The 23,004-nt window shown below is 60.8% G+C and carries 23 protein-coding genes; 4 read left to right on the top strand and 19 right to left on the bottom strand.

Going from position 1 to position 23,004, the window contains the following annotated elements; genetic code table 11:
* Position 1 precedes the first annotated feature (1 nt).
* A complete protein-coding gene (gene mazG, locus QA644_RS07950) occupies positions 2–841 on the top strand; it encodes a nucleoside triphosphate pyrophosphohydrolase (protein ID WP_283071821.1) in 840 nt (279 codons plus the stop codon).
* Between the two features lie 381 nt (positions 842–1,222).
* On the opposite strand, the gene hflX is transcribed toward mazG, so the two are convergent.
* From hflX to dusB, 8 genes are all read right to left on the bottom strand, one after another.
* Entirely contained in the window at positions 1,223–2,548 is a 1,326-nt protein-coding gene (gene hflX, locus QA644_RS07945) for a GTPase HflX (protein WP_283071820.1), read from the bottom strand.
* 77 nt (positions 2,549–2,625) lie between these two features.
* Positions 2,626–2,868, bottom strand: a complete 243-nt coding sequence (hfq, locus tag QA644_RS07940) for an RNA chaperone Hfq (protein ID WP_003539403.1) — start codon at positions 2,866–2,868, stop codon at positions 2,626–2,628.
* 110 nt (positions 2,869–2,978) lie between these two features.
* Positions 2,979–3,842 carry a D-amino-acid transaminase gene (locus tag QA644_RS07935; protein ID WP_283071819.1) on the bottom strand — a complete coding sequence of 288 codons (864 nt, stop codon included), beginning with the start codon at positions 3,840–3,842 and terminating at the stop codon, positions 2,979–2,981.
* 61 nt (positions 3,843–3,903) lie between these two features.
* The gene (locus QA644_RS07930) at positions 3,904–5,268 is read right to left on the bottom strand and encodes a sigma-54 dependent transcriptional regulator (RefSeq protein ID WP_022715522.1); all 1,365 of its coding nucleotides are present in this window, start codon (positions 5,266–5,268) and stop codon (positions 3,904–3,906) included.
* A complete protein-coding gene (locus tag QA644_RS07925; RefSeq protein WP_074070256.1) occupies positions 5,258–7,528 on the bottom strand; it encodes a PAS domain-containing sensor histidine kinase in 2,271 nt (756 codons plus the stop codon). The genes QA644_RS07930 and QA644_RS07925 overlap by 11 nt, the downstream gene beginning before the upstream one ends.
* Before the next feature lie 224 nt (positions 7,529–7,752).
* Entirely contained in the window at positions 7,753–9,204 is a 1,452-nt protein-coding gene (gene ntrC / locus QA644_RS07920) for a nitrogen regulation protein NR(I) (RefSeq protein WP_039844829.1), read from the bottom strand.
* Complete coding sequence (locus tag QA644_RS07915; protein ID WP_239598876.1) at positions 9,201–10,343, bottom strand: nitrogen regulation protein NR(II); 1,143 nt, start codon at positions 10,341–10,343, stop codon at positions 9,201–9,203. Before QA644_RS07915 ends, ntrC begins: the two co-directional genes overlap by 4 nt.
* Positions 10,343–11,368: a tRNA dihydrouridine synthase DusB gene (gene dusB / locus QA644_RS07910; RefSeq protein WP_283072347.1), complete on the bottom strand. Its 1,026-nt coding sequence runs from the start codon at positions 11,366–11,368 to the stop codon at positions 10,343–10,345. Before dusB ends, QA644_RS07915 begins: the two co-directional genes overlap by 1 nt.
* 142 nt (positions 11,369–11,510) lie before the next feature.
* Between dusB and QA644_RS07905 the strand changes: the two genes are divergently transcribed.
* From QA644_RS07905 to QA644_RS07895, 3 genes are all read left to right on the top strand, one after another.
* The gene (locus QA644_RS07905) at positions 11,511–12,731 is read left to right on the top strand and encodes a bifunctional 2-C-methyl-D-erythritol 4-phosphate cytidylyltransferase/2-C-methyl-D-erythritol 2,4-cyclodiphosphate synthase (RefSeq protein WP_283071818.1); all 1,221 of its coding nucleotides are present in this window, start codon (positions 11,511–11,513) and stop codon (positions 12,729–12,731) included.
* Between the two features lie 2 nt (positions 12,732–12,733).
* Positions 12,734–13,234, top strand: coding sequence for a CinA family protein (locus QA644_RS07900; protein WP_194729653.1), 501 nt, complete (start codon positions 12,734–12,736; stop codon positions 13,232–13,234).
* A 71-nt stretch (positions 13,235–13,305) separates the two neighbouring features.
* On the top strand, positions 13,306–13,614 hold the full coding sequence (locus QA644_RS07895) for a hypothetical protein (RefSeq protein WP_074070255.1): 309 nt from the start codon (positions 13,306–13,308) through the stop codon (positions 13,612–13,614).
* Positions 13,615–13,642: 28 nt separating this feature from the next.
* On the opposite strand, the gene QA644_RS07890 is transcribed toward QA644_RS07895, so the two are convergent.
* From QA644_RS07890 to pdhA, 11 genes are all read right to left on the bottom strand, one after another.
* Positions 13,643–14,089 (bottom strand): type II toxin-antitoxin system RatA family toxin, encoded by a 447-nt coding sequence (locus QA644_RS07890; protein WP_074068015.1) that lies wholly within the window; start codon positions 14,087–14,089, stop codon positions 13,643–13,645.
* Positions 14,090–14,098: 9 nt separating this feature from the next.
* Entirely contained in the window at positions 14,099–14,665 is a 567-nt protein-coding gene (locus QA644_RS07885; protein WP_283071815.1) for an AAA family ATPase, read from the bottom strand.
* A 67-nt stretch (positions 14,666–14,732) separates the two neighbouring features.
* Positions 14,733–15,704: a lipoyl synthase gene (gene lipA / locus QA644_RS07880; protein ID WP_283071814.1), complete on the bottom strand. Its 972-nt coding sequence runs from the start codon at positions 15,702–15,704 to the stop codon at positions 14,733–14,735.
* Between the two features lie 93 nt (positions 15,705–15,797).
* A complete protein-coding gene (locus QA644_RS07875) occupies positions 15,798–16,046 on the bottom strand; it encodes a GlsB/YeaQ/YmgE family stress response membrane protein (protein WP_039844821.1) in 249 nt (82 codons plus the stop codon).
* A gap of 14 nt (positions 16,047–16,060) precedes the next feature.
* Positions 16,061–16,315: a GlsB/YeaQ/YmgE family stress response membrane protein gene (locus QA644_RS07870; RefSeq protein WP_239598883.1), complete on the bottom strand. Its 255-nt coding sequence runs from the start codon at positions 16,313–16,315 to the stop codon at positions 16,061–16,063.
* 54 nt (positions 16,316–16,369) lie between these two features.
* On the bottom strand, positions 16,370–17,818 hold the full coding sequence (lpdA, locus tag QA644_RS07865) for a dihydrolipoyl dehydrogenase (RefSeq protein ID WP_283071812.1): 1,449 nt from the start codon (positions 17,816–17,818) through the stop codon (positions 16,370–16,372).
* 15 nt (positions 17,819–17,833) lie between these two features.
* Positions 17,834–18,415 (bottom strand): GNAT family N-acetyltransferase, encoded by a 582-nt coding sequence (locus QA644_RS07860; protein ID WP_074068006.1) that lies wholly within the window; start codon positions 18,413–18,415, stop codon positions 17,834–17,836.
* A 2-nt stretch (positions 18,416–18,417) separates the two neighbouring features.
* The gene (locus QA644_RS07855) at positions 18,418–19,059 is read right to left on the bottom strand and encodes an SGNH/GDSL hydrolase family protein (RefSeq protein ID WP_239598886.1); all 642 of its coding nucleotides are present in this window, start codon (positions 19,057–19,059) and stop codon (positions 18,418–18,420) included.
* A gap of 19 nt (positions 19,060–19,078) precedes the next feature.
* Entirely contained in the window at positions 19,079–20,464 is a 1,386-nt protein-coding gene (locus tag QA644_RS07850; RefSeq protein ID WP_074068003.1) for a pyruvate dehydrogenase complex dihydrolipoamide acetyltransferase, read from the bottom strand.
* Between the two features lie 18 nt (positions 20,465–20,482).
* On the bottom strand, positions 20,483–21,862 hold the full coding sequence (locus tag QA644_RS07845) for a pyruvate dehydrogenase complex E1 component subunit beta (protein ID WP_239598888.1): 1,380 nt from the start codon (positions 21,860–21,862) through the stop codon (positions 20,483–20,485).
* A gap of 15 nt (positions 21,863–21,877) precedes the next feature.
* The gene (gene pdhA / locus QA644_RS07840) at positions 21,878–22,924 is read right to left on the bottom strand and encodes a pyruvate dehydrogenase (acetyl-transferring) E1 component subunit alpha (RefSeq protein WP_283071810.1); all 1,047 of its coding nucleotides are present in this window, start codon (positions 22,922–22,924) and stop codon (positions 21,878–21,880) included.
* Positions 22,925–23,004 lie beyond the last annotated feature (80 nt).

The raw sequence follows: 23,004 nt of genomic DNA, 5'->3' as shown, positions 1-23,004 counted from the left end.
CATGGACGCTTCAAAAGATATTTCGCGCCTGATCGAGATCATGGCAGCACTGCGCGATCCCCAAACCGGCTGCCCCTGGGACATCGTCCAGACCTTCGAAACGATCAAGCCCTATACGATCGAGGAAGCCTACGAGGTCTCCGATGCGATCGAACGCAACGACATGGACGACCTTTGCGAGGAACTTGGCGACCTGCTGCTGCAGGTCGTCTTCCATGCCCGCATGGCCGAGGAAGCCGGCGAATTCACGTTCGGCGACGTCGTCGAAGCCATCACGCGCAAGATGATCCGCCGCCACCCGCATGTCTTCGCGCGATCCGATGCCGACACGCCGGAATGCGTCAAGAAGCAGTGGGACGAGATCAAGCAGGCGGAGAAACACGAACGTGCCGAAAGGCGCGCAAGGCGCGGCGTTTCCGAAGATTTCAAGGCAGGCTTTCTTGGCTCCGTGCAGCGGAGCTTCCCCGCGCTCACAGAAGCGCTGAAACTGCAGGAACGCGCAGCAAAGGTCGGCTTCGACTGGTCGGCGCCAGAGCCCATCCTCGACAAGATTGAGGAAGAGATCGGCGAGCTTCGTGCCGCACTCAAGGAGGACAATCACGCGAAGGTCAGCGATGAACTCGGCGACCTGATCTTCGCCATTGCCAATATCGGCCGGCATGTACAGGCCGATCCCGAGCAGGCGCTTCGCGGCACGAACACGAAATTCAGGCGTCGATTCAATCACATCGAGAAAACGCTTGAAGCAGATGGCGAAACACTGGAGGCGGCAACGCTGGAGCGCATGGAGGAAATCTGGCAGGCCGCCAAGGCGATCGAGCGGGCGGTCGCGGGGGACTAGTGTCGAGGGTCGACGCTTATTCGTCGAATCTGCCGCCTTCGGCATAGGTGCCTGAAGGCGAAGCCGCAGGGCCTCGAAGGATCTCCTCCCCCGTAGATCGCCTTTGCGGTATGGATCCGCTGAATGACTGCCCATTGCCACCAGCGTCCATCCCATACTCGCCTCACAGGAAGCCAGCCACCGCGCGTCCGCGCGGTGAATGACTCACATGCCACGAGAGAAAAGTCTCCTGCACCCAAGGACTTGAGATCCCTGCACAGGCATAGGGATGAGAAAGGAGGCAAGGCGACATCAAACAGCGACAGCTTCTGTGCCGAACCGTCTTTTCATCCGCAACGGACGCCGGGTCTCGAATTTGCTTAGAAGCGGTCAGGAGTCTCGCTATTCCCAGTCTTCCTTCTGCGGCTTCGGGCCGTCGCCCATGCGCCGTTCCAATTCGGCGGCTTCGCTTTCGGCGAGCCTTACGTCGAGCGTCACCGTGCCGTCTTCATTGTCTTCGCGGCCGTCGACGATCGAATGTTCGTAAAGCCAGGGTAGCAGCGCCAGCCTGCCCAAAGGCAGCTTGATCGTCGTCGCGGTCATCACCCCGGAAAGGCGCTTGCTGATTTCCTGCATCAGGTGATCGATGCCCTCGCCGCTGATGGCCGAAACAGCGACCACGTTTTCGGCGCCCGCAACCTTCTGCACCATCGCATCATGCGTTTCCGGTTCGAGACGGTCGATCTTGTTCCAGACTTCGACGATGCGTCGTGCCCCTTCAGCCTCGTCGATACCGAGATCTTTCAGGATGCGCATCACGTCTGCGCTCTGCGCCTGATTGTCTGCATCCGACATATCGCGGACGTGGAGGATCAGATCGGCTTCCAGCACCTCTTCAAGCGTTGCGCGGAAGGCGGCGACAAGATGCGTCGGCAGGTCGGAGATAAAGCCGACGGTGTCGGACAGGATGACGGTCCGGCCATGCGGCAGCTTCATGCGGCGAAGCGTCGGGTCGAGCGTAGCGAAGAGCATGTCCTCCGCGAGCACGCCTGCGCCGGTAATGCGGTTGAAGAGCGTCGACTTGCCGGCGTTGGTGTAGCCCACCAGTGCCACGATCGGATGCGGCACCTTCTTGCGCTTGGCCCGGTGCAGCTGGCGGGTGCGGACGACCTGCTCCAGCTCGCGCTCCAGCTTGATGATCCGATCCTGCAGCAGACGGCGGTCGGCTTCGATCTGCGTTTCGCCCGGGCCGCCCATGAAGCCGCCGCCGCCGCGCTGGCGTTCAAGGTGGGTCCAGCTGCGGACCAGACGGCCCTTCTGATAGTTCAGATGCGCAAGATCGACCTGCAGCGTGCCTTCCTTCGTGGAGGCGCGGCGGCCGAAAATTTCCAAAATCAGGCCCGTGCGGTCGATGACCTTGGCATTCCACTCCTTCTCGAGATTGCGCTGCTGCACCGGCGTCAGCGGGTGATCGACGATCACCAGGCCGGAATCATGCTCATCGAGCTGCGCCTTGATGTCCTCGATCTTGCCGGTGCCGAGCAGCGTAGCCGGACGCGGGTCGGAGATCGGTACGATCGCGCCGTTGACCACATCCAGATCGATTGCCTCAGCGAGACCGGTCGCTTCCTCAAGGCGGCTTTCCGGCGAGCGGGTCGCAGCTCCTTCGATGGGCGCACTCCTACTCCGCGCCTGCTTGAGCACAGGCACGACGACGGTTGCCCGCATATCATCCCGAAGTCTCTGAGCCTCCGGGATGATGGAATCATTCCTGGTATCGCGTGTCGAAATGACTGCTGACCTTGTTAGGACGCTGCTTCTTCGCTCTCGAACATCTGCATGGGCTGACCTGGCATGATCGTTGAGATCGCGTGTTTATACACGAGTTGCGAATGGCCGTCACGGCGAAGAAGAACGCAGAAATTGTCGAAAGAAGTGACAACGCCCGTGAGCTTTACGCCGTTAATGAGAAAAATTGTGAGAGAAATCTTTTGTTTGCGAACAGTATTGAGAAATAAGTCCTGCAAATTCTGAGAACGTTCCGCCATCGCGCCGCTTCTTTCTTTATTGCCGGCTTGATCTGGCCGGTGAATATTAATCAACCTCTCCTGAAAGACGGATGGTAACCCTCATCCCTTCCGTCCAGCAAATCTTGGTATCAAATCGCAATCTTTTCCGCAACGTCGAAAAAGACTTCTCGAATATTCTGCGAGATCGTGCCGGGATGACCGTTGGCAATTGTCTGCCCGTCGATGGAAACGACGGGAAAACAAATGCTTGTGGCAGCCGTGATGAAGACCTCGCGTGCCGCCAGCATTTCGGCGACGGTGAAGTTCCGCTCGGCGATACTGAGGTCAAGCTTCACCGCGACATCCATCAGCGTCGTGCGCGTGATGCCGCGCAGAATACCATGTTCGGCAGGGCGCGTGATCAAGGTGCCGTCGGCGTCGACCATCCAGACATTGGTCGCGGCACCTTCTTTCACGCAGCCGTTGGCATCGACATAGATGGCCTCCTGGGCGCCGGCTTCCTTCGCCTGCTGGCGGACCAGGGCATTCGAAAGAAGACCGACCGTCTTGATATCAACCCGATCCCAGCGATTGTCCGGAACGGTGATCGCCTTGATGCCGTTTGCGTTTTTCTTCGCGATGACCGCGGGATCGGTGCTTTTGGCCGTGATGACCAGCGAAGGCTTGGTGCCTTCGGCTGGAAACACATGGTCGCGGCGCGCCACGCCGCGCGTCACCTGCAGATAGAACAGGCCGTTGCGTACCCTGTTGCGGCGCGCCGTTTCACGAATCACATGGATCATCGCCTGGCGGCTCATCGGCCAGGCGATACGCAACTCGCCAAGCGAGCGGTTCAAGCGGTCGAGATGGCGCGTGATATCAACGATGAAGCCGTGACGTATTTCGCAGACCTCGTAGACGCCGTCCGCGAACTGGTAGCCGCGGTCTTCGATATGGACCATCGCATCGGCGTGCGGCACGTAGCGGCCATTTACATAGGAAATTCTCGGCATGGAAAACCTGCATCCAAGGCAATGAAATGGGAAACCGGCGCAGAAAATTGCGCCGGAGCAATCAGACGCCGAGCGACTTCAGCTTACGATGAAGCGCCGAGCGCTCCATCCCGACGAATTCCGCGGTGCGCGAGATATTGCCGCCGAAGCGGTTGATCTGCGCGATCAGATAATCCTTCTCGAACATCTCGCGGGCTTCGCGCAGCGGAAGTGTCATGATGTGGTAGTCGTTCTTGGCGGACACCTTGGGCAGCATGTCGCCGAGGTCCGTCGGCAGCATGTCGGCTGTGATCGGCGCATCCGGGCCATCCGAGCGTGCAAGGATCATCAGCCGTTCGATATTGTTGCGCAGCTGTCGGATGTTGCCTGGCCAGTCATGAGCCTGCAGCACCGCCATTGCATCGTCGCCGATACGGCGCAGGCGGATGCCCGCCTGCTCGGAAATCTGACGCATCAACTGATCGACAAGGAACGGGATGTCCTCCCGGCGTTCCGCCAATGCCGGTACGCGAACGGGGACGACCGCGAGGCGATGGTAAAGATCCTCGCGGAACCAGCCTTCGGCGATGCGGCTTTCCAGATTGTAAGCCGTCGAAGAGATGATACGGACATCCACCTTCACGCGCTTCGATCCGCCGACGCGCTCGAACTGCTGGTCGACTAGCACGCGCAGGATCTTGTTCTGCGTCTCGCGCGGCATTTCCCCGACCTCATCAAGATAGAGTATGCCGCGGTGGGCTTCTTCCAGCGCCCCGGTCTTGCGCGCTTGGCCAGGGGAGCCTTCCGTCCCGAAGAGGGCGACTTCCATGCGGTCCGGCGTAATGTTCGCAGCGTTCAAGGCCACGAACGGCCCGTTGGCGCGCGCCGACTTCTTGTGGATCATCCGCGCCACCAGCTCCTTGCCGGAGCCAGATGCGCCGAAGATCATGATGCGGCTGTTGGTCGGCGCGACCTTTTCGATCGTCTGGCGAAGCTGCGAGACCGCGACGGAAGTGCCGATCAGTTCGACGGCGTCGCCTGCGCGCCGCTTCAGCTCGGATACCTCCCGCTTCAGCTTCGAGTTTTCCAGCGCGCGTTCGGCAATTAGGATCAGGCGATCAGCCTTGAAGGGCTTTTCGATGAAATCGAAGGCGCCGCGTTTGATGGCGGAAACAGCCGTTTCGATATTGCCGTGGCCCGAAATCATGACGACCGGGATGTCGGGATGGCGCGTCTTAATCTCGTCCAGCAATGAGAGACCGTCGAGTTTGCTGCCCTGCATCCAGATATCCAGGAAAATCAAGCGCGGCGCGCGATCGGAAATCGCGGCGAGCGCGCTGTCGCTGTCATGCGCGGTACGGGTCTCGTGTCCTTCATCAGAGAGGATGCCGGAGACGATCTCGCGAATATCATGCTCATCGTCGACGACGAGAATATCAGAGGCCATACACACTTTCCTTGTCATTTGACGCCGGGGCGGCGGGAACCGGCTCGAGACGCGGCAGATGCACGCGGATCATGGCTCCCCTTCCCTGGTCGAAATCGGCGGGCGCATCATGCAGTTCCAACTGCCCGCCATGCTCTTCAATGATCTTCTTGACGATTGCGAGGCCGAGGCCGGTGCCCTTCTCCCGCATCGTCATGTAGGGCTCCAGGATGCTGTGCCGGTTTTCCACCGGCAGTCCCCGGCCGTTGTCGATGACGTCGACCGTGAAGCGGTCGCGGCTCTCGTCCAACGACGCCCTGACGAGAACCTTCCGTTGATCGCGCTCGCCGCTCGGAACAGCCTCGATGGATTCGACCGCATTCTTGATCAGGTTTCCGAATGCCTGGCCCAGCATGCGGCTGTCGAACTGGCCCTCCAGCGGTTTGTCGCCGAATTCCTGCAGGAAGCTCACATGCGTATTGCCCATCTCACGCAGGAAGATGGCATCGCGGAGAATATTGCGCAGATCGGTCTGTTCCTTCGTCGGCTTGGGCATGCGCGCAAAAGCCGAGAACTCGTCCACCATGCGGCCGATATCGCCAACCTGCCGGATGATCGTATCGGTACACTGATCGAAGACTGTGCGATCCTCCTGATTGATCTGCTTTCCGTAACGGCGCTGGATGCGCTCGGCGGAGAGCTGGATCGGCGTCAGAGGGTTTTTAATCTCATGGGCGATGCGCCTTGCCACGTCGCCCCAGGCCGTCGAGCGTTGCGCGATCACGAGATCGGTAATGTCGTCGAGGGTGATCACGTAGGAATCGCTTGTATCGCGAACTTCCTCGCGCGTGACCTGCACGCTCAGCGTTCGCACCGTTCCGCCGCGCACGAGGGCAATCTGCTTGCGGAAATCGCCGCGGTAGCGCGATGCGGCTTCGGTCAGCACCTGATCGACTTCGGGAGCAATTTCATTCAACTGCTTCCCGAGCATCTCGCGCGCCGGCAGCGACATCAGCGTCTCAGCAGAACTGTTGACGATGGTGATCCGCCGGTCGTTCTCGACGCCTATCACCGCGGCAGTGACACCCGACAGCACGGCCTCGATGAAGCGGCGGCGGTCGTCCACCTCGTCCTTCGCCTCCAGAATCTCGTCACGCTGCGTGCGGATTTCCGAAATCATCTTGTTGAACGTGCGGGATAGGTTTGCAACGTCGCCATCGACCGCATGAACCGGCACGACGATATCCATGTTGCCGGACGCCACGCTGTCGGCCGCAGTGATTAGCAGGCGGATCGGGCGGACGATCCGGTCGGCAACGGCTATAGCCGTCCAGATCGCCGCAAGCAGCACGATCAGGGCAAAACCGATATAGAGAACCGCGAACGCGATCTGCAGCGAGACGCGACCCGCCTCCATCGAGCGGTATTCCGTTGCGTTTTCCTCCATCATGCGCATTGCGCCCATGACCTTCGGATCGACGGCGCGCACGGTGTAGAGGAACGCGCTTGGAATCTGCTCGAGTTTGATGATGGCGCCGACAAGGTTGGTTACGCCCGGCGGAATGAGCGTCGGCTGGCCAGCGGCTGCTTTCTGCAGGGCATCCTGCGGGATCGCTGGTAGCGGTTTCTCGGTCTTGATGTCCGCCTGAACGATGACAGTGCCGTCGCTTTCAACTAGGAATGCGCCAAGCAGCCCGCGGCCCCGCGCCTGACGCGTCATCAACTCCCCGAAGCCCGTGCGGTCGAGGTTGTAAAGCACCCGGTTGCGTTCCAGGTCGTTCGCCATGGAGATGGTCTGGCCCTGCAGATAGCTGGCGTTCTCCATCATGTAGGCCTGGCCGATATTGCGCGACGAACTGACGATGGATTGCGTGCGCAGCGCGAACCAGCGGTCGAGCCCCGCATTCAGCGTGATACTTGCAAAGATCGCCACCAGGATCGCCGGCGTGATGGCGACGATCGAGAACAGGACGACGATCCGGATGTGCAAACGGGCAGCGGCGCGGCCGCGGGTGCGCGCTTTGAGCAACCGCGCAACTTCGCGTCCGATCAGTGCTATCAGTGCAAGCACGAAGAAGGAATTCACCACGACCGAAGTGATGACGACGCGGGTCGTCGGGTCGATCGGCGTCACACCCAGCAGAATGAAGAGCGTCAGCGTCGCGCAGAGCAACGCGCCGCCGGCCAGGACAAGACCCGGCAGCGCAAACAGCGCCCGGCGATCGGTAACGGTCGAGACCGTATCGCTGTCTGCCGCAGGCGGTGCCGCATCCTGCTTCATCAAGTCATCACTCCAAGCGGCAGAAGCCGGTATGTCACGGTTCATCGACTGGATATGATCGCCATGCATGCAAAGCCCCCGGCGTCTCAGCCTTCTGCTGAAACGGCGCCGGACAGCCTGAAACATGAGCTTCAGCAGCCTCGATGCGATGGCGAAGTCCAAACCCTATGCGTGACCTTTAAGCAACGCATTGTGGCGAAAATGCAACGCGGCCTGCAGCCTTGTCAAGCTGTTCGAGAGCTTCTGTAAACGGAGACGCCGAGTTCGCGGATCTTTTTGCGCAGCGTATTGCGGTTGAGTCCGAGCAAATCCGCCGCTTTGATCTGGTTGCCGCGCGTGGCCGTCAATGCGGCGAGGATCAGCGGATATTCCAGTTCCGTCAGCACCCGGTCGTAAAGGCCCGGCGGCGGCAGATTATCGCCGAAACTTGCGAAATAAGTCCGCATGTTTTCTTCCACTGCCTGGGCAATCGTCATTGATCCTGCACGGATCGGCCCCTTGTCGATCGGGCTGTCCGGCACGTCGGAACGAAGCTCGGCTTCGATTATCTCGCGCGTGATCACGTCCTGTGGATAAAGTGCCACCAAGCGGCGGATAAGGTTCTCCAACTCGCGCACATTGCCCGGCCAGGCGTAGGCCTTCATCAGCTCGATAGCTTCCTGGTCAAACCGCTTGGTACCGAGCCCTTCCTTTTCGGCCTGCTGGATGAAGTGCCGAACCAGGTCCGGAATATCCTCGGCGCGGTCGCGCAACGGCGGAAGCCGTAGCGGGACGACGTTCAAGCGGTAATAGAGGTCCTCGCGGAAGAGCCCCTGGTTGATCGCCTGCTTCAGATCCTTGTTGGTCGCCGCGACGATGCGGACGTCCGTGCGGATCGGCGTACGCCCGCCGACAGTCGTATATTCGCCCTGCTGCAGGACGCGCAAAAGACGCGTTTGTGCGTCCATCGGCATATCGCCGATTTCATCGAGGAAGAGCGTGCCGCCTTCGGCCTGTTCGAAGCGGCCGGTGGAACGGGTCTGCGCCCCGGTAAAGGCACCCTTTTCGTGGCCGAAGAGCTCGGATTCGATGAGGTCACGAGGGATGGCCGCCATGTTGATCGCCACAAACGGTCCGTTGCGGCGCTTGCCGTAATCGTGCAACGCGCGGGCCACAAGTTCCTTGCCGGTACCGGATTCACCCGTGATCATCAGCGTCAGGTCGGTCTGCATCAGGCGGGCGAGGACGCGATAGATTTCCTGCATGGCCGCGGAACGGCCGACAAGCGGCATGCCGTCCTGCATGTCTTCGTCGAGCTTGGCTGGCTTCTTTTTCGGCTCCGCCAGCGCGCGACCGATAATGCCGATGAGTTCCGTCAGGTCGAATGGCTTTGGAAGATAGTCGTAAGCGCCCTTCTCAGAGGCTTTGATGGCCGTCATGAATGTGTTCTGCGCGCTCATGACGAGCACCGGCAGCTCGGGACGAGCCTTCTTAATTCTCGGCAGCAGATCGAAGGCATTCTCGTCCGGCATCACCACGTCCGTTACGACCAGATCGCCCTCGCCAGCCGAAACCCAGCGCCAGAGCGTGGCGGCATTGGAGGTGATGCGAACATCATAACCTGCACGGCTGAGCGCCTGGTTTAGCACGGTACGGATGGCCGCGTCATCATCCGCGACGAGGATCGTTGCTGTCATCGAGAAGTTCCTGTTGGGTTTGCAATTGCCGCATCATCGGCCGAAGCATCCTTGGAAGCCGGCATAAGGACGCGGAACGTCGTCTTGTTGTTCTGGCTGTCGCATTCGATGATGCCGCCGTGATCGCCAATGATCTTGGCGACCAGTGCAAGGCCGAGGCCGCTGCCGTTCGTCTTCGTGGTGATGAACGGATCGAAGAGATGCGGCAGCAAGTCGGACGGCACGCCGGGACCGTTGTCTTGCACGCAGAACTCCAGCGGCAGCGAGATTTTTTCGCGCGTTCCGGCGACAGAAAGGCGGATGCCGGGGCGATAGGCCGTCGTCAGCATGATCTCGCCGTCCTGCCGGTCTCCGACTGCTTCGGCTGCATTCTTCACGAGGTTGAGGAAGACCTGCACGAGCTGATCGCGGTTGGCGTAAACTGCAGGCAGCGACGGATCGTAATTCTCGGTGATGCGGACGTGCCGGGCAAAGCCTGCCTTTGCCACCGCCTTCACATGGTCGAGCACCGAATGGATGTTGACGGGCAGACGATCGACAGGACGTTCGTCTGAGAAGACCTCCATGCGATCGACCAGCGACACGATGCGGTCGGTCTCGTCGCAGATGAGCCTCGTCAGCGCGCGGTCCTCATCGACGACCGACTGCTCGAGAAGCTGGGCGGCACCACGAATGCCGGAGAGCGGATTCTTGATTTCGTGGGCGAGCATGGATGCAAGGCCCGTCACCGACCGGGCGGCCGCCCGGTGCGTCAGCTGACGGTCGATCTTGTCGGCCATCGAACGCTCCTGGAACACCACGACGACGGAGCCGGGCTCGCTGATCACCGGCGCGACGTAGATATCGACCAGCTTGTCCTGGCCAAGACGGGGCGAACTCAGGTCGACGCGGTATTCGTTGACGGGCGCCCTGCGCTCCCGCACCTGATCGATCAGGGCCAGTAGCGGGCTTCCGAACGGAATGAAGGTGGAAATCTTGTAGCGGGCAAGGTGCGACGCGCTAGCGCCGAAAAACGATTCCGCCTCCCAGTTCGCGAAGGCGATCAAGCCCGCCTCGTCGACCATCACCACCGGATTCTGGATCGCGTTCAGCACTGCCATCGCAACGCCGCCGGTATGATCGGCTTGAACCTTGTCCATCATGCCGCCTCCCGGCTTTTTGAAATTTCCAAACCGGCCGCCAGCGCATCGCGAAGGCGCGAGACTACTTCTGCCCGTGTATGCGATGTCATGATTGCCGCTTTCTGCGAAACCGGCAGCAACGGTGCGAAACGCTCCAGATACCAGCCGAGGTGCTTGCGGGCATGGCGGATAGCCGTCGCCTCGCCATAGAAATCCAGCATCATTTCGTAGTGCTCGACGGCAATGTCCGGTATTTTCTCCGGCGACGGCGCGGGTGCTCCAGCCAGCACGCCTGCATGCCATGGCCGCCCCTGACAACCCCGCCCGATCATCACCACATCAGCGCCCGAGCGGCAAAGGATCTCCTGCGCATCTGCCTGTGTGTCGACATCGCCGTTTGCGATCAGCGGAACCGAAATTGCGTTGCGAACGGCGCGGATCGCGTCCCAATTCGCCTTGCCTTCGTAAAACTGCATCCGCGTACGGCCATGAATGGTGATCAGCTTTACCCCTGCATCTTCGGCACGCTTGGCGATCTCTGGTGCATTAATCGAATTGTCGTCCCAGCCGAGCCGCATCTTCAGCGTCACCGGAACATCGACCGCCTTCACGGTTGCCTCGATAAGGCTCAGCGCATGATCCGGATCGCGCATCAGCGCCGAGCCGGAATAGCCGCCGATCACCTTCTTGGCCGGACAACCCATGTTGATGTCGATGATGTCGGCGCCGCTATCGGCCGCGATCTTGGCCGCCTGCGCCATCCAATGCGCCTCTCGGCCGGCGAGCTGCACCATATGCGGCTTGAAGCCGGCAGCCCTCAGTCGCGACCATGATTCGGCCGAATTGTTCACGAGCTCCCTGCTCGCTACCATCTCGGTTACAACCAGGCCTGCGCCATGGCGCCAGGCGAGTTGCCTGAAGGGCATGTCGGTGACGCCGGACATCGGCGCCAGCACAACGCGGTTGCGCACGGAGACATTTCCGATCTGCAAGGGCGCCGCAAGATTTACTGGATGCAATTGATTATCTTTCAGGCATACGATACTGCTGCACTATTTTTAGCCATACTAAGGGGGCTTGCCAAGAGGCTTCGGTGAGAATTGATATTTTTTGGGCAGATGCTGGAAAGCGGACCGCGAAGGCGATAGAGCAGTCACGCCGCTTTCCGCACATTTTTAGGGATTTATGCCGCAAATGCATTCGAAGCAACCGATCTCGGCTGGAATTGTCATCGTTGCTGCCGGCCGCGGCGAGCGGGCGGGCTCGCATGAGGAAGGTCCGAAGCAATACCGGTTAATCGGCGGAAAGCCGGTTATCACGCATACGCTTGAAAACTTCATGACATGGGAGCACGCCGCCCACATCGTCGTCGTCATCCATCCCGACGACGACGCGCTGGTGGCAAAGGCATTTCGCCAGGTGCTGTCCGCCACGCCGATCGAAGCCGTTCACGGCGGTGCAACGCGACAGCAGTCTGTTCTCGCCGGACTAAGGCACCTGAAAAACAAGGGCATTACGCATGTCCTCATTCATGACGCCGTTCGCCCCTTCTTCGACCACCAGCTTCTCGATCGCATTGCCGATTCACTGGCCGGCGGCGCGCCGGCGGTCCTGCCCGCAATGCCTGTTGCCGACACGCTGAAGCGGGCTGACGGTACGGGCACGGTTCTGGAAACGGTGTCGCGCGAGCATCTTTTCGCAGCCCAGACGCCGCAATCCTTCGTCTATGACACCATCCTCTCGGCGCATGAAAAGGCAAGCGAGATCGGCCGCACGGATTTCACAGACGACGCATCAATCGCCGAATGGGCGGGGATTCCCGTGACGATCGTCGAAGGTGCTGCCGACAACGTGAAACTGACGGTCAAACGGGATATCGCCCTTGCCGACGACCGGCTTTCGTCATCGCAGCTGCCCGACGTGCGCACCGGCAACGGCTATGATGTGCATCAATTGGAAGCCGGCGATGGGGTCACGCTCTGCGGCGTCTTCATCCCGCACGACCAGCGGCTCAAGGGCCATTCGGATGCGGACGTCGCGCTGCATGCCCTGACGGACGCTCTGCTTGCCACCTGCGGCGCAGGCGATATCGGCGATCACTTTCCGCCTTCGGACCCACAATGGAAGGGTGCCCCCTCGCGCATCTTCCTCGAACATGCGGCGAAGATCGTGCGCGATCGCGGCGGCACGATCATGAATGCCGACGTCTCGCTGATTGCCGAAGCGCCGAAAGTCGGCCCGCACCGCGACGCGATGCGGACCAATCTCTCCGAATTTCTGGGTATCTCGATCGACCGCTGCTCAGTGAAGGCCACGACGAACGAGACGATCGGCTTTGTCGGCCGCCGCGAGGGCATTGCGGCGATCGCAACCGCGACCGTCGTCTATCGCCGAGCAAAGGGGTAAGTATGTTCACCGCCGACATTCTCTCGCTCGCGGAGACCATCGTGCGCGATTTCACGACGGCAAAGAAAATGATCTCAACTGCTGAATCCTGCACCGGGGGGCTGATCGCCGGCGCGCTCACCGAAATCTCCGGCTCCTCGGCAGTCGTCGATCGCGGTTTCGTCACATATACCAATACCGCCAAGATCGAGATGCTCGGCGTTCAGGAACGCACACTCGAAAGCTTCGGCGCCGTTTCCGAGGAGACTGCGCTGCAGATGGCGCACGGCGCCCTTTTTCGCTCCCGCGCCGACGTCGCGGTCGCCGTGACGGGGATTGCCGGGCCGAGCGGGGGCTCGCCGCAAAAGCCGGTCGGACTGGTTCATCTGGCGGCGAAATCGCGCACCGGCGCCCTCATCCGCCGCAAGATGCTCTATGGCGATATCGGCCGCGACAAGGTGCGTCTTGCAACCGTACAGACCGCGCTGGAAATGCTGATCGAACTCCAGGAAAACCGCGCCTAATCCTGCGCTTGGAACAAAGAGCACTGGCGCCCGTTCCTATGCCGGATTTCATTCCGCAAGGGGTTACGTCGATGAGATATCTGGCCGCAATGGGAGTTGCTTTGAGCCTGGGCTGCGTATCGGCTGCCGAGGCACCGTCAAACTATCAGACATATCATGGAATCCGCGTCGATTCCGACCCTGTCTTGCTGGCTAAATACGACCGTGCGCTTGGATATTGCCAGTACGAGGCGATGTCCTGGCGAAGAGGGTCGCCCAACCGGTACAGCCTCGTTTACAACGCGGCCCTGAGAAGTTGCCTGTCCCGGCGCAACTTTATTGATCGGGGGGCATATGCCTATCCGGCAAATCGGTACTTCTATCACTTCTTCGATCGGTAAGGCTGTCAGGACACGGCCTTTCTGACGGCTATCGGTAGATCGCTTCCGCCCTCTTTTCGAAGGCCTCGGAAAACATGCGGAAGGCGCGGTCGAACATCGAGCCCATCAGCGCACCGAGGATGCGACTCTTGAACTCGTAGTCGATGAAGAAATGGATGGTACAGCCGTCACCGACGGCCTCCTCAAAGCGCCAGCGATTATCGAGATACCGGAACGGCCCGTCGATATATTTGACGTCGATGAAGCGCTCCGCCTTGTTGAGCAGCACCTGCGTGGTGAAGGTCTCGCGGATCGCCTTGTAGCCGACGGTCATGTCGGCAATCAGCAAAATCTTGCCGTCGCGCTCCTTGCAGCTGCGGATGCTCAAGGCTTCGCAGAGCGGCAGGAATTCCGGATAGCGTTCCACATCGGCCACGAGGGCGAACATCTGATCGGCGGAGTGCGGGACGCGGTGATGCGTTTCGAATTGCGGCATGATCGGCAGTTAAGCGGGAGAACCGAGAAGATCAAGAAGCTCGCGCATCTGATGGCGTGATTTTAGCTGGAGAACCGGGACATCGGGGCCGTGGGCGGCCATGGCGGCGAGAACCATGGGCGAATGCTTCTTTTCGAAATTCCAGATGTAGCGCAGGAATTCTAGATCGACCTTCTCCGGGCAGCCCGGCGTCATTTCCGGCCGTGTACGCCCAATCCACTTCAGCCAGCGGCTGACGGCGCCCCAAACGCATATCAGACGCGGCATGCGGACCCATAGGACGATATCGGTCCGGGACAGCCGGAGATCAAAGCTCGACGTGTTGGTTCCGTCCATGATCCATCGATCTCGCTTGATCCGTTCGGCTATCAACGCCCGCTGCTCCGGCCGTGCGCGTGCGACCCAGCCCGGCAGCCAGAAGAACTCGCGATCCATGGAAATGAAGGGCAGGCTGAAGCGCGTTGCGATCGTCCGCGCAAGCGTGGTCTTGCCGCCGCCGGAGCAGCCAATGACGAGTACGCGATCAGCCGTCTTCAGCCGGTGGGCGGCATCCCTGACATCGCTCAACCAGGCCATGGCATCCTCCAAAGAAAAAGCCGCGGGACGATCGCCGCGGCTTTCAGAAAATGCAAGCCTTCGTTGATTATTCCGCCGCCATCAGCAGCTTCTTTTCGCGTGCCGCCCTCAGTCGGGTGAAATCGTCGCCGGCGTGGTGCGAAGAGCGGGTGAGCGGGCTCGATGCCACCATTAGGAAGCCCTTGGTGTAGGCGACGGTTTCGTAGGACTTGAATTCATCCGGCGTCACGAACTTCTCGATCTTGTGGTGCTTGCGGGTCGGCTGCAGGTACTGGCCGATCGTCAGGAAGTCGACGTCGGCGGTGCGCAGGTCGTCCATCAATTGGAGCACTTCGTTGCGCTCTTCGCCAAGGCCAACCATGATGCCGGACTTGGTGAACATCGTCGGGTCCAGTTCCTTCACGCGCTGCAGCAGGCGAATGGAGTGGAAATAGCGGGCGCCTGGACGGACCGTCAGGTAGTTCGACGGCACGGTTTCCAGATTGTGGTTGAAGACATCCGGCTTGGCGGCGACGACGCGCTCCAGGGCGCCCGGCTTGCGCAGGAAGTCCGGCGTCAGGATTTCGATCGTGGTTGCCGGAGAGGCGGCGCGGATCGCCCAGATCACCCTCTCGAAATGCTCAGCACCGCCGTCTTCCAAATCGTCGCGGTCGACCGAGGTGATGACGACGTGGGAAAGGCCCATCTCCTTCACGGCCTTGGCGACGTTCTCAGGCTCTGCCATGTCGAGCGCGTTCGGCTTGCCGGTCGAGACGTTGCAGAAGGCACAGGCACGGGTACAGATCTCGCCCATGATCATGAAGGTCGCGTGCTTCTTGTCCCAGCACTCGCCGATATTCGGACATCCGGCTTCTTCGCAGACGGTGACGAGCTTGTTTTCCTTCACGATCGCGCGCGTTTCGGCATAGCCCTTCGAGGTCGGGGCCTTGACGCGGATCCAGTCCGGCTTGCGCATGACTTCCGTATCAGGGCGGTTCGCCTTTTCCGGATGCCGCACGCGCTTGGCGTCGGGATTGACCGTGTCGAGAATGGTTACCATTGCAGTATCAACTTTCCGCCGCCCATGCGGCTTCGTCATCCGTCTGCACATAAGCGTTTTGCTCGAACCTTACAATTCAAGTCGTGATGCGCATTATCGCCGCACGAGCCGGGCGATGAATATCAGCAGGCAGGCGCCGAGGAAGCCGGTGACGAAGTAGCCGAGCCGTCCTGCGGCCACCTCGACGTGGAATTGCGCCAGGATGGCGGTCGCAACCACCGAACCGACGATGCCGAGCACGATGTTCAGCACAATGCCATATCGCGCTTCCATCAGCTTGCCGGCGAGCCAGCCCGCAAAACCGCCGATGATGATTGCCGCTATCCAGCCGACGCCTTCCATGATTGTCGTTTTCCCTAAGCTATCGCCCTTGCAATCAACACCACGACAATGGCGCCGACTGTGGCGTGAATGATCTGCACGACCAACGCATTTTCAATGCCGAGCGATATACCCAGCGCATTGAACAGAAACCCGCCCACGAACGCGCCGATGATGCCGCTGAGCAGACAGCGTATCAATCCGCCTCCGCCGACGACCAAGCTCGCGAGGAAGCCCGCAACGAGGCCGATCAGGAGGAAGACAAGCAATGCCTGCGTCTCCATAGACATGATGATTTCCTTTCGTTTTTTCTACCTTCGGATAGACGGTGGAAAGGGAAATTATCAAGCGTTCAACACCCGGCCGTAAGCGTCCAGCACGGCTTCCTTCATCGATTCGGAGACGGTCGGATGCGGGAAGATCGTGTGCATCAATTCTTCCTCGGTCGTCTCGAGATTCATCGCGACGACGAAGCCCTGGATCAGCTCGGTTACCTCAGCGCCAACCATATGCGCTCCGAGGAGTTCGCCGGTCTTCTTGTCGAAGATCACCTTGCAGAGGCCCTGGTCCTCGCCGAGCGCGATCGCCTTGCCGTTTGCGGCGAAGGAGAAACGGCCGACGCGGATGTCGCGGCCCAGTTCCTTGGCCTTTGCTTCCGTCAGACCCACAGAGGCAACCTGCGGCTGGCAATAGGTGCAGCCCGGAACCTTGACCTTGTCGGTCGGATGAACATTCGGCAGGCCGGCGAGCTTTTCGACGCAGACAACGCCTTCATGTTCGGCCTTGTGGGCCAGCATCGGCGGGCCTGCGACATCGCCGATCGCGTAGATGCCGGGAACGTTGGTCTTGCCATAGCCGTCAACTACCACGCAGCCGCGATCCGTTTTCACGCCGAGTGTTTCGAGACCGAGATTCTCGATATTGCCCTGCACGCCGACGGCCGAGATCATATGGTCCGCGGTGATGTGCTGGATCTTGCCATCAGCCGTCTCGACATGGGCGGTGATGCTGCCGGCGCCCTTCTCGACCTTCGCCACCTTGGCGCTCGTGAAGATCTTCATGCCGCGCTTTTCCAGCTGCTTGCGGGCGATGGCGGTCACTTCCGCATCCTCGACCGGCATGATCGTCGGCAGGACTTCGACGACAGTGACGTCGACACCCATCGAGCGGTAGAAGCTCGCAAATTCGATGCCGATGGCGCCCGAGCCCATGACGATCAAGGACTTCGGCAGGACATCCGGCTTCAGCGCCTCGAAATAGGTCCAGATCAGCTTGCCGTCCGGCTCGATGCCCGGCAGCGCGCGCGGACGGGCGCCGGTCGCAATAATGATATGCTTGGCGGTGTAAGTACCTTCCTGGCTCTTGATGTTCTTCGGCAACGGATGCTGCGGCTCAACAACCGGCTTGGAAGTCTTGGAGACGACGATCTCGCCGGGTTTGGTGATCTTGGCTTCGCCCCAGATCACATCCACCTTGTTTTTCTTCATCAGGAAGCCGACGCCGCTATTGAGGCGTGCGGAAACGCCGCGCGAACGGGCAACAACGGCCTTCACATCGGCACTGACCTTGCCTTCGAGAACGAGGCCGTAATCCTTCAAATGAGTGGAATGGTCGAGAATTTCGGCGGAGCGCAGCAACGCCTTGGTCGGGATGCAGCCCCAGTTCAGGCAGATGCCTCCCAGGTGCTCGCGTTCGACGATCGCGGTCTTCAGACCGAGCTGGCCGGCACGCACGGCGGCGACATAGCCGCCCGGACCGGAGCCGATGATGATGACGTCGTAATTCTCAGCCATGTATTCCTGCCCTTTTTATCCGGCGAGGCGGGTCAGAAGCACCCACTCGTGTTTCCTGCTGTTTTCGAAAAGCGCCACGGCCTCAGCGCGGGCGGCTTGCGAAAATCCATTCTTCTCGTACAGCGCGAGCGCTGCCTCATTATCACTTGCGGTGATCAGGCTGACAGCCCGCTCTCCCGCCTTCTCGATCTGGTCGCCCAGCAATCGCTTTCCGATGCCGATGCCGCGCAGATGGCGGTAGACGGCCAGCGTGCCGATGAACCAGTTTCCGGCCGCCTGCTTTTGTAGCGCTATTACCGGCTCCAGCGCAGGACGATCCGCCGCGATCGCTCTGATCTCTTCGCCAAGCGCATAGCCCACCGCCGTTCCGGCGATCTCGCCATAAGCCTCGGCAATCACCGCGCTCTGCCAATTCCCCCATGCGCCATCGCGGCTCATCTTCATCCGGCCCCGCTCCAACGGCGTGTCGGCGCTGCTGCCCGCCACCTCCGCGAACCAAAGCCAGGAAGCAAAGCCGTGCGAGCCGATGTCCACGAGGATGGCCAGCTCCGCCGCGTCCCGCCGTTCTGCCGGCCGCAGCGCTGCCAAAGCGGCCATGGTCAGAGCCCCAGCATCATCCGTACAGTTGATTCCAGCCCGCGCCCGAGAGCGCGGGTATTTTCCGCATCGAGATGGATGCCGTCGACCGGTGTCGTCTTCGCGACGGAGTTGCCGTCGAAGAATCCGCAACCGAGTTCGTCGGCAAGGTCACGATAAAGCGTTGCAAGTTTTGCCGATTCCTCGATACCGCCCGGGAACGAAGCGGCAAAAGGCACATTCCCTGTCGCGCAGATCGCCGGCGGTGCTATGATTAGGATGTCCGGCCCATCGAATTCGAAGGGCCAGGCATGATTGCGGATCAGGCGCACCAGGCGGCCGATGCCCTGGCAGGCGGCAAAAGCCGATCCCGCCACGACCGACTTCATGTCGTTGGTTCCGAGCATGATGATGACGAGATCAAGCGGCGCATGCGTCTGCAGGATCGTCGGCAGGACGCGCGCACCGTTGCGGTCGCAATCGGCGAGATGGTCGTCGAAAGCGGTCGTCCGGCCGTTCAAGCCTTCCGGAATGACATGCGCCGCACCGCCAAGCACTGCCTGCAGCACGCTCGGCCAGCGGTCCTCATAGGCATGCCGCCTCAGCGAAACCGGATCGTAGCCCCAGGTCAGCGAGTCGCCATAGCAAAGAACGGTCTTCGTCATTTCCGTCTCCGCTCAATGATCAGACAAGCATGCTCATCGGGTTTTCGATATAGCCCTTGAAGGCCTGCAGCAACTCGGCGCCGAGCGCACCGTCGACGCAACGGTGGTCCGTCGAAAGCGTGATGCTCATCACCGTCGCGATCGCCATTTCGCCATTCTTGACTATGACGCGCTGCTCGCCGGCGCCGACCGCAAGGATCGTCGCATGTGGCGGGTTGACGACGGCTGCGAAGTCCTTCACGCCCATCATGCCCATGTTCGAGACCGAGGTCGTGCCGCCTTGGTATTCCTCGGGTTTCAGCTTGCGGTCCTTGGCGCGCTTGCCGAGATCGCGCATCTCGTTGGAGATAGCGGACAGCGTCTTTTCTTCAGCCTTGCGAACGATCGGGGTGATCAGCCCGCCTGGAATGGAGACGGCGACGCCGACATCGGCATGCTTGTGCTTGACCATGTTGTTTTCGGTCCAGGACACATTCGCGTCCGGAACGTCTCGCAGCGCGAGCGCCATCGCCTTGATGACCATGTCGTTGACAGAAAGCTTGTAGGCCGGGGCACCATCCTTGCGCGGGGCGGAATCGTTGAGCTGGGCACGGAGCGCCAGCAGAGCATCCAGTTCGCAATCGACGGTGACGTAGAAGTGCGGGATGGTCTGCTTGGATTCCACCAGACGGCGGGCAATCGTCTTGCGCATGCCGTCATGCGGCACCAGCTCGTAGGAGCCCGGCTCGAAGAGCTTGAGGACAGCCTCTTCCGGTGCACCCTTGGCTACAGCCGGAGCCGGGGCCGCAGCAGCCTGCTGCGCCGCCGCAGCAGCGGGAGCCGCTTTAGCGCCACCACCGGCGACGGCGGCCTCGACATCGCTCTTAACCACACGGCCGCGGGGGCCGGAACCGGCAATTGCGGAAAGGTCTATACCGGCTTCCTTGGCCAGACGCCGCGCGAGCGGCGAGGAGAAGATGCGTGTGCCGCCCTCGCCCTTCGGGGCGGCCTGCAGCGGCACCTCAGGTTGAGGGCTCACATTGGCATTTGCGGCAAGCAGGGCAGCGGCTGGCGCGGTGCCTTTCCCTGCCTCATCGCGGGGGGCGGAAGCGCTTTCGGCTTTCGCTTCGAAAGACGAGGCAGCAGCCGAACCCGCGCCGCTTGCAGCGGCAGCAACGTCCTCGCCTTCGCCGGCAAGAACCGCGATCAGCGCATTGACCTTGACACCTTCCGTACCGGCCGGAACGACGATTTTGGCAATCGTGCCCTCATCGACGGCTTCGACTTCCATTGTCGCCTTGTCTGTCTCGATCTCGGCGATCACATCGCCGGACTTGACGGTGTCGCCTTCCTTGACGAGCCACTTGGCCAGATTGCCTTCTTCCATCGTCGGAGAAAGGGCTGGCATCGTGATGTTGATAGGCATCGAAATACCCTCCCCTTGTTATTTGTAGCAGACGGCCTTCACCGCATCGACGACTTCGCCGACATTCGGCAGAGCCAGCTTCTCGAGGTTGGCGGCATAGGGCATTGGAACGTCCTTGCCGGCAATCGTCAGGATCGGCGCATCGAGATAATCGAAGGCCTGCTGCATGACGCGGGTGGCGATTTCCGTGCCGACGGACGACTGCGGATAGCCTTCCTCGACGGTGACCAAGCGGCCCGTCTTCTTGACCGATTCGATGACGGTGGGCAGATCCATCGGACGGATGGTGCGAAGGTCGATCAGTTCGACGTCGATGCTAAGTTTTTCGAGTTCGGCGGCGGCCTTCGTGGCATAGGTCATGCCAATGCCCCATGAAACGACGGTCGCATCCTTGCCTGGACGGTGGATACGGGCCTTGCCGATCGGCAGAACGAAGTTATCGAGCTTCGGCACGTCGAAGTGCTGGCCGTAGAGGATTTCGTTCTCAAGGAAGATGACTGGGTTCGGATCGCGGATGGCGGCCTTTAGCAGGCCCTTGGCGTCCGACGCCGTGTACGGCATGACAACCTTGAGGCCCGGAATGCTCGAGTACCAGGCAGCGTAGTCCTGGCTGTGCTGGGCGGCAACGCGGGCAGCCGCGCCGTTTGGGCCGCGGAAGACCATCGGTGCGCCCATCTGGCCGCCGGACATGTAGAGCGTCTTGGCGGCGGAATTGATGATCTGGTCTATCGCCTGCATGGCGAAGTTGAAAGTCATGAATTCGACGATCGGCCGCAGGCCGGCCATAGCAGCACCGACGCCGATGCCGGCAAAGCCATGTTCGGTGATCGGGGTATCGACCACGCGGCGCGAGCCGAACTCCTGCAAGAGGCCCTGGGTTACCTTGTAGGCGCCCTGGTATTCGGCAACTTCCTCGCCCATGACGAAGACGCTCTCGTCGGCGCGCATTTCTTCGGCCATGGCGTCGCGAAGCGCTTCGCGAACGGTCATCGACACCATCTCGGTGCCTGTCGGGATTTCCGGATCCTTCGGAACGAATGCCTTAGGCTCGGCCGGAACGGACGCCTGGGCGGCCGGTTTTTCCTCGGCCTGAGGAGCCGCAACCGGAGCCGCCTGTGCGGCGGGCGCTGCGGTGGAGATGTCCGAAGCCGATTCGCCATCCTGCAGCAGCACGGCGATCTTGGCGTTCACCTTGACATTTTCGGTGCCGGCCGGGACCAGCAGCTTGCCGATCACGCCTTCGTCGACGGCTTCGACTTCCATCGTCGCCTTGTCGGTTTCAATTTCGGCAATCACGTCACCGGAAGTGACCTTGTCGCCTTCCTTCTTGAGCCATTTGGACAGCGTGCCTTCTTCCATCGTCGGAGAGAGGGCGGGCATGAGGATATCGATAGGCATAGGTTCCCTCCCCGATTAGAGCAGAATGTCGGTGTAGAGCTCGGATACATCCGGCTCTGGATCGGCCTGGGCGAAATCGGCGCTTTCGGCGACGATATCGCGCACGTCCTTGTCGATGGACTTCAGGTCATCTTCCGACGCCCAGCCCTTCTCGATGAGGCGCAGGCGCACCTGCTCGATCGGATCGGATTCGGAGCGCATCTTCTGCACTTCGTCCTTCGAACGATACTTCGCCGGGTCGGACATCGAATGGCCGCGATAGCGATAGGTCAGCATTTCGAGGATCATCGGACCCTTGCCGGAACGGCAGTACTCGATCGCTTCATCGGCAGCAGCCTTGACGGCGCGCACGTCCATGCCGTCCACCTGCATGCCCGGAATGCCGAAGGACGCGCCGCGCTTGGAGAAATCGGCCTGCGCGGTCGCGCGGGCGGTCGACGTGCCCATGGCGTAGCGGTTATTCTCTATCACGTAGATGACGGGCAGCTTCCAGAGCTGCGCCATGTTGAAGCTTTCGTAGACCTGGCCCTGGTTGGCCGCGCCGTCGCCGAAATAGGCGACGCTGACATTGTCATTGCCGCGATACTTGTTGGCGAACGCGAGGCCGGTGCCGAGCGAAACCTGGGCGCCGACGATGCCGTGGCCGCCGTAGAAATGCTTTTCCTTGGAGAACATGTGCATGGAGCCGCCCTTCCCCTTGGAATAGCCGCCCCTGCGTCCCGTCAGCTCCGCCATCACGCCGCGCGCGCTCATGCCGGTCGCCAGCATATGGCCGTGATCGCGGTAGCCGGTGATGACCTGATCGCCTTCCTTGAGCGCGAACTGCATGCCGACGACAACGGCTTCCTGGCCAATATAAAGGTGACAGAAACCGCCGATGAAGCCCATGCCGTACAGCTGGCCTGCCTTTTCCTCGAAACGGCGGATGAGCAGCATTTCGCGATAGGCCTTAAGTTCGGTATTGCGGTCGAAATCGGCGATAGCCCCGCCATTCGATTGCTTGCTCTGAGGTTTTGCGCTGGTTTTGCGGCTGGAAACGGTCGCGGTCTTTCGCGGCGCCATTCAACCCTCCCTATGGGTTTGTCGTTTCTTAGGTGGCGCGTACCATAGGGAAGAAATTTGGCCACAGCAATGCCATAAAT

It is taken from the genome of Rhizobium sp. CC1099, assembly GCF_029714385.1.
GTDB lineage: Bacteria > Pseudomonadota > Alphaproteobacteria > Rhizobiales > Rhizobiaceae > Rhizobium.
This window is presented reverse-complemented; position numbering and strand designations above follow the sequence as displayed.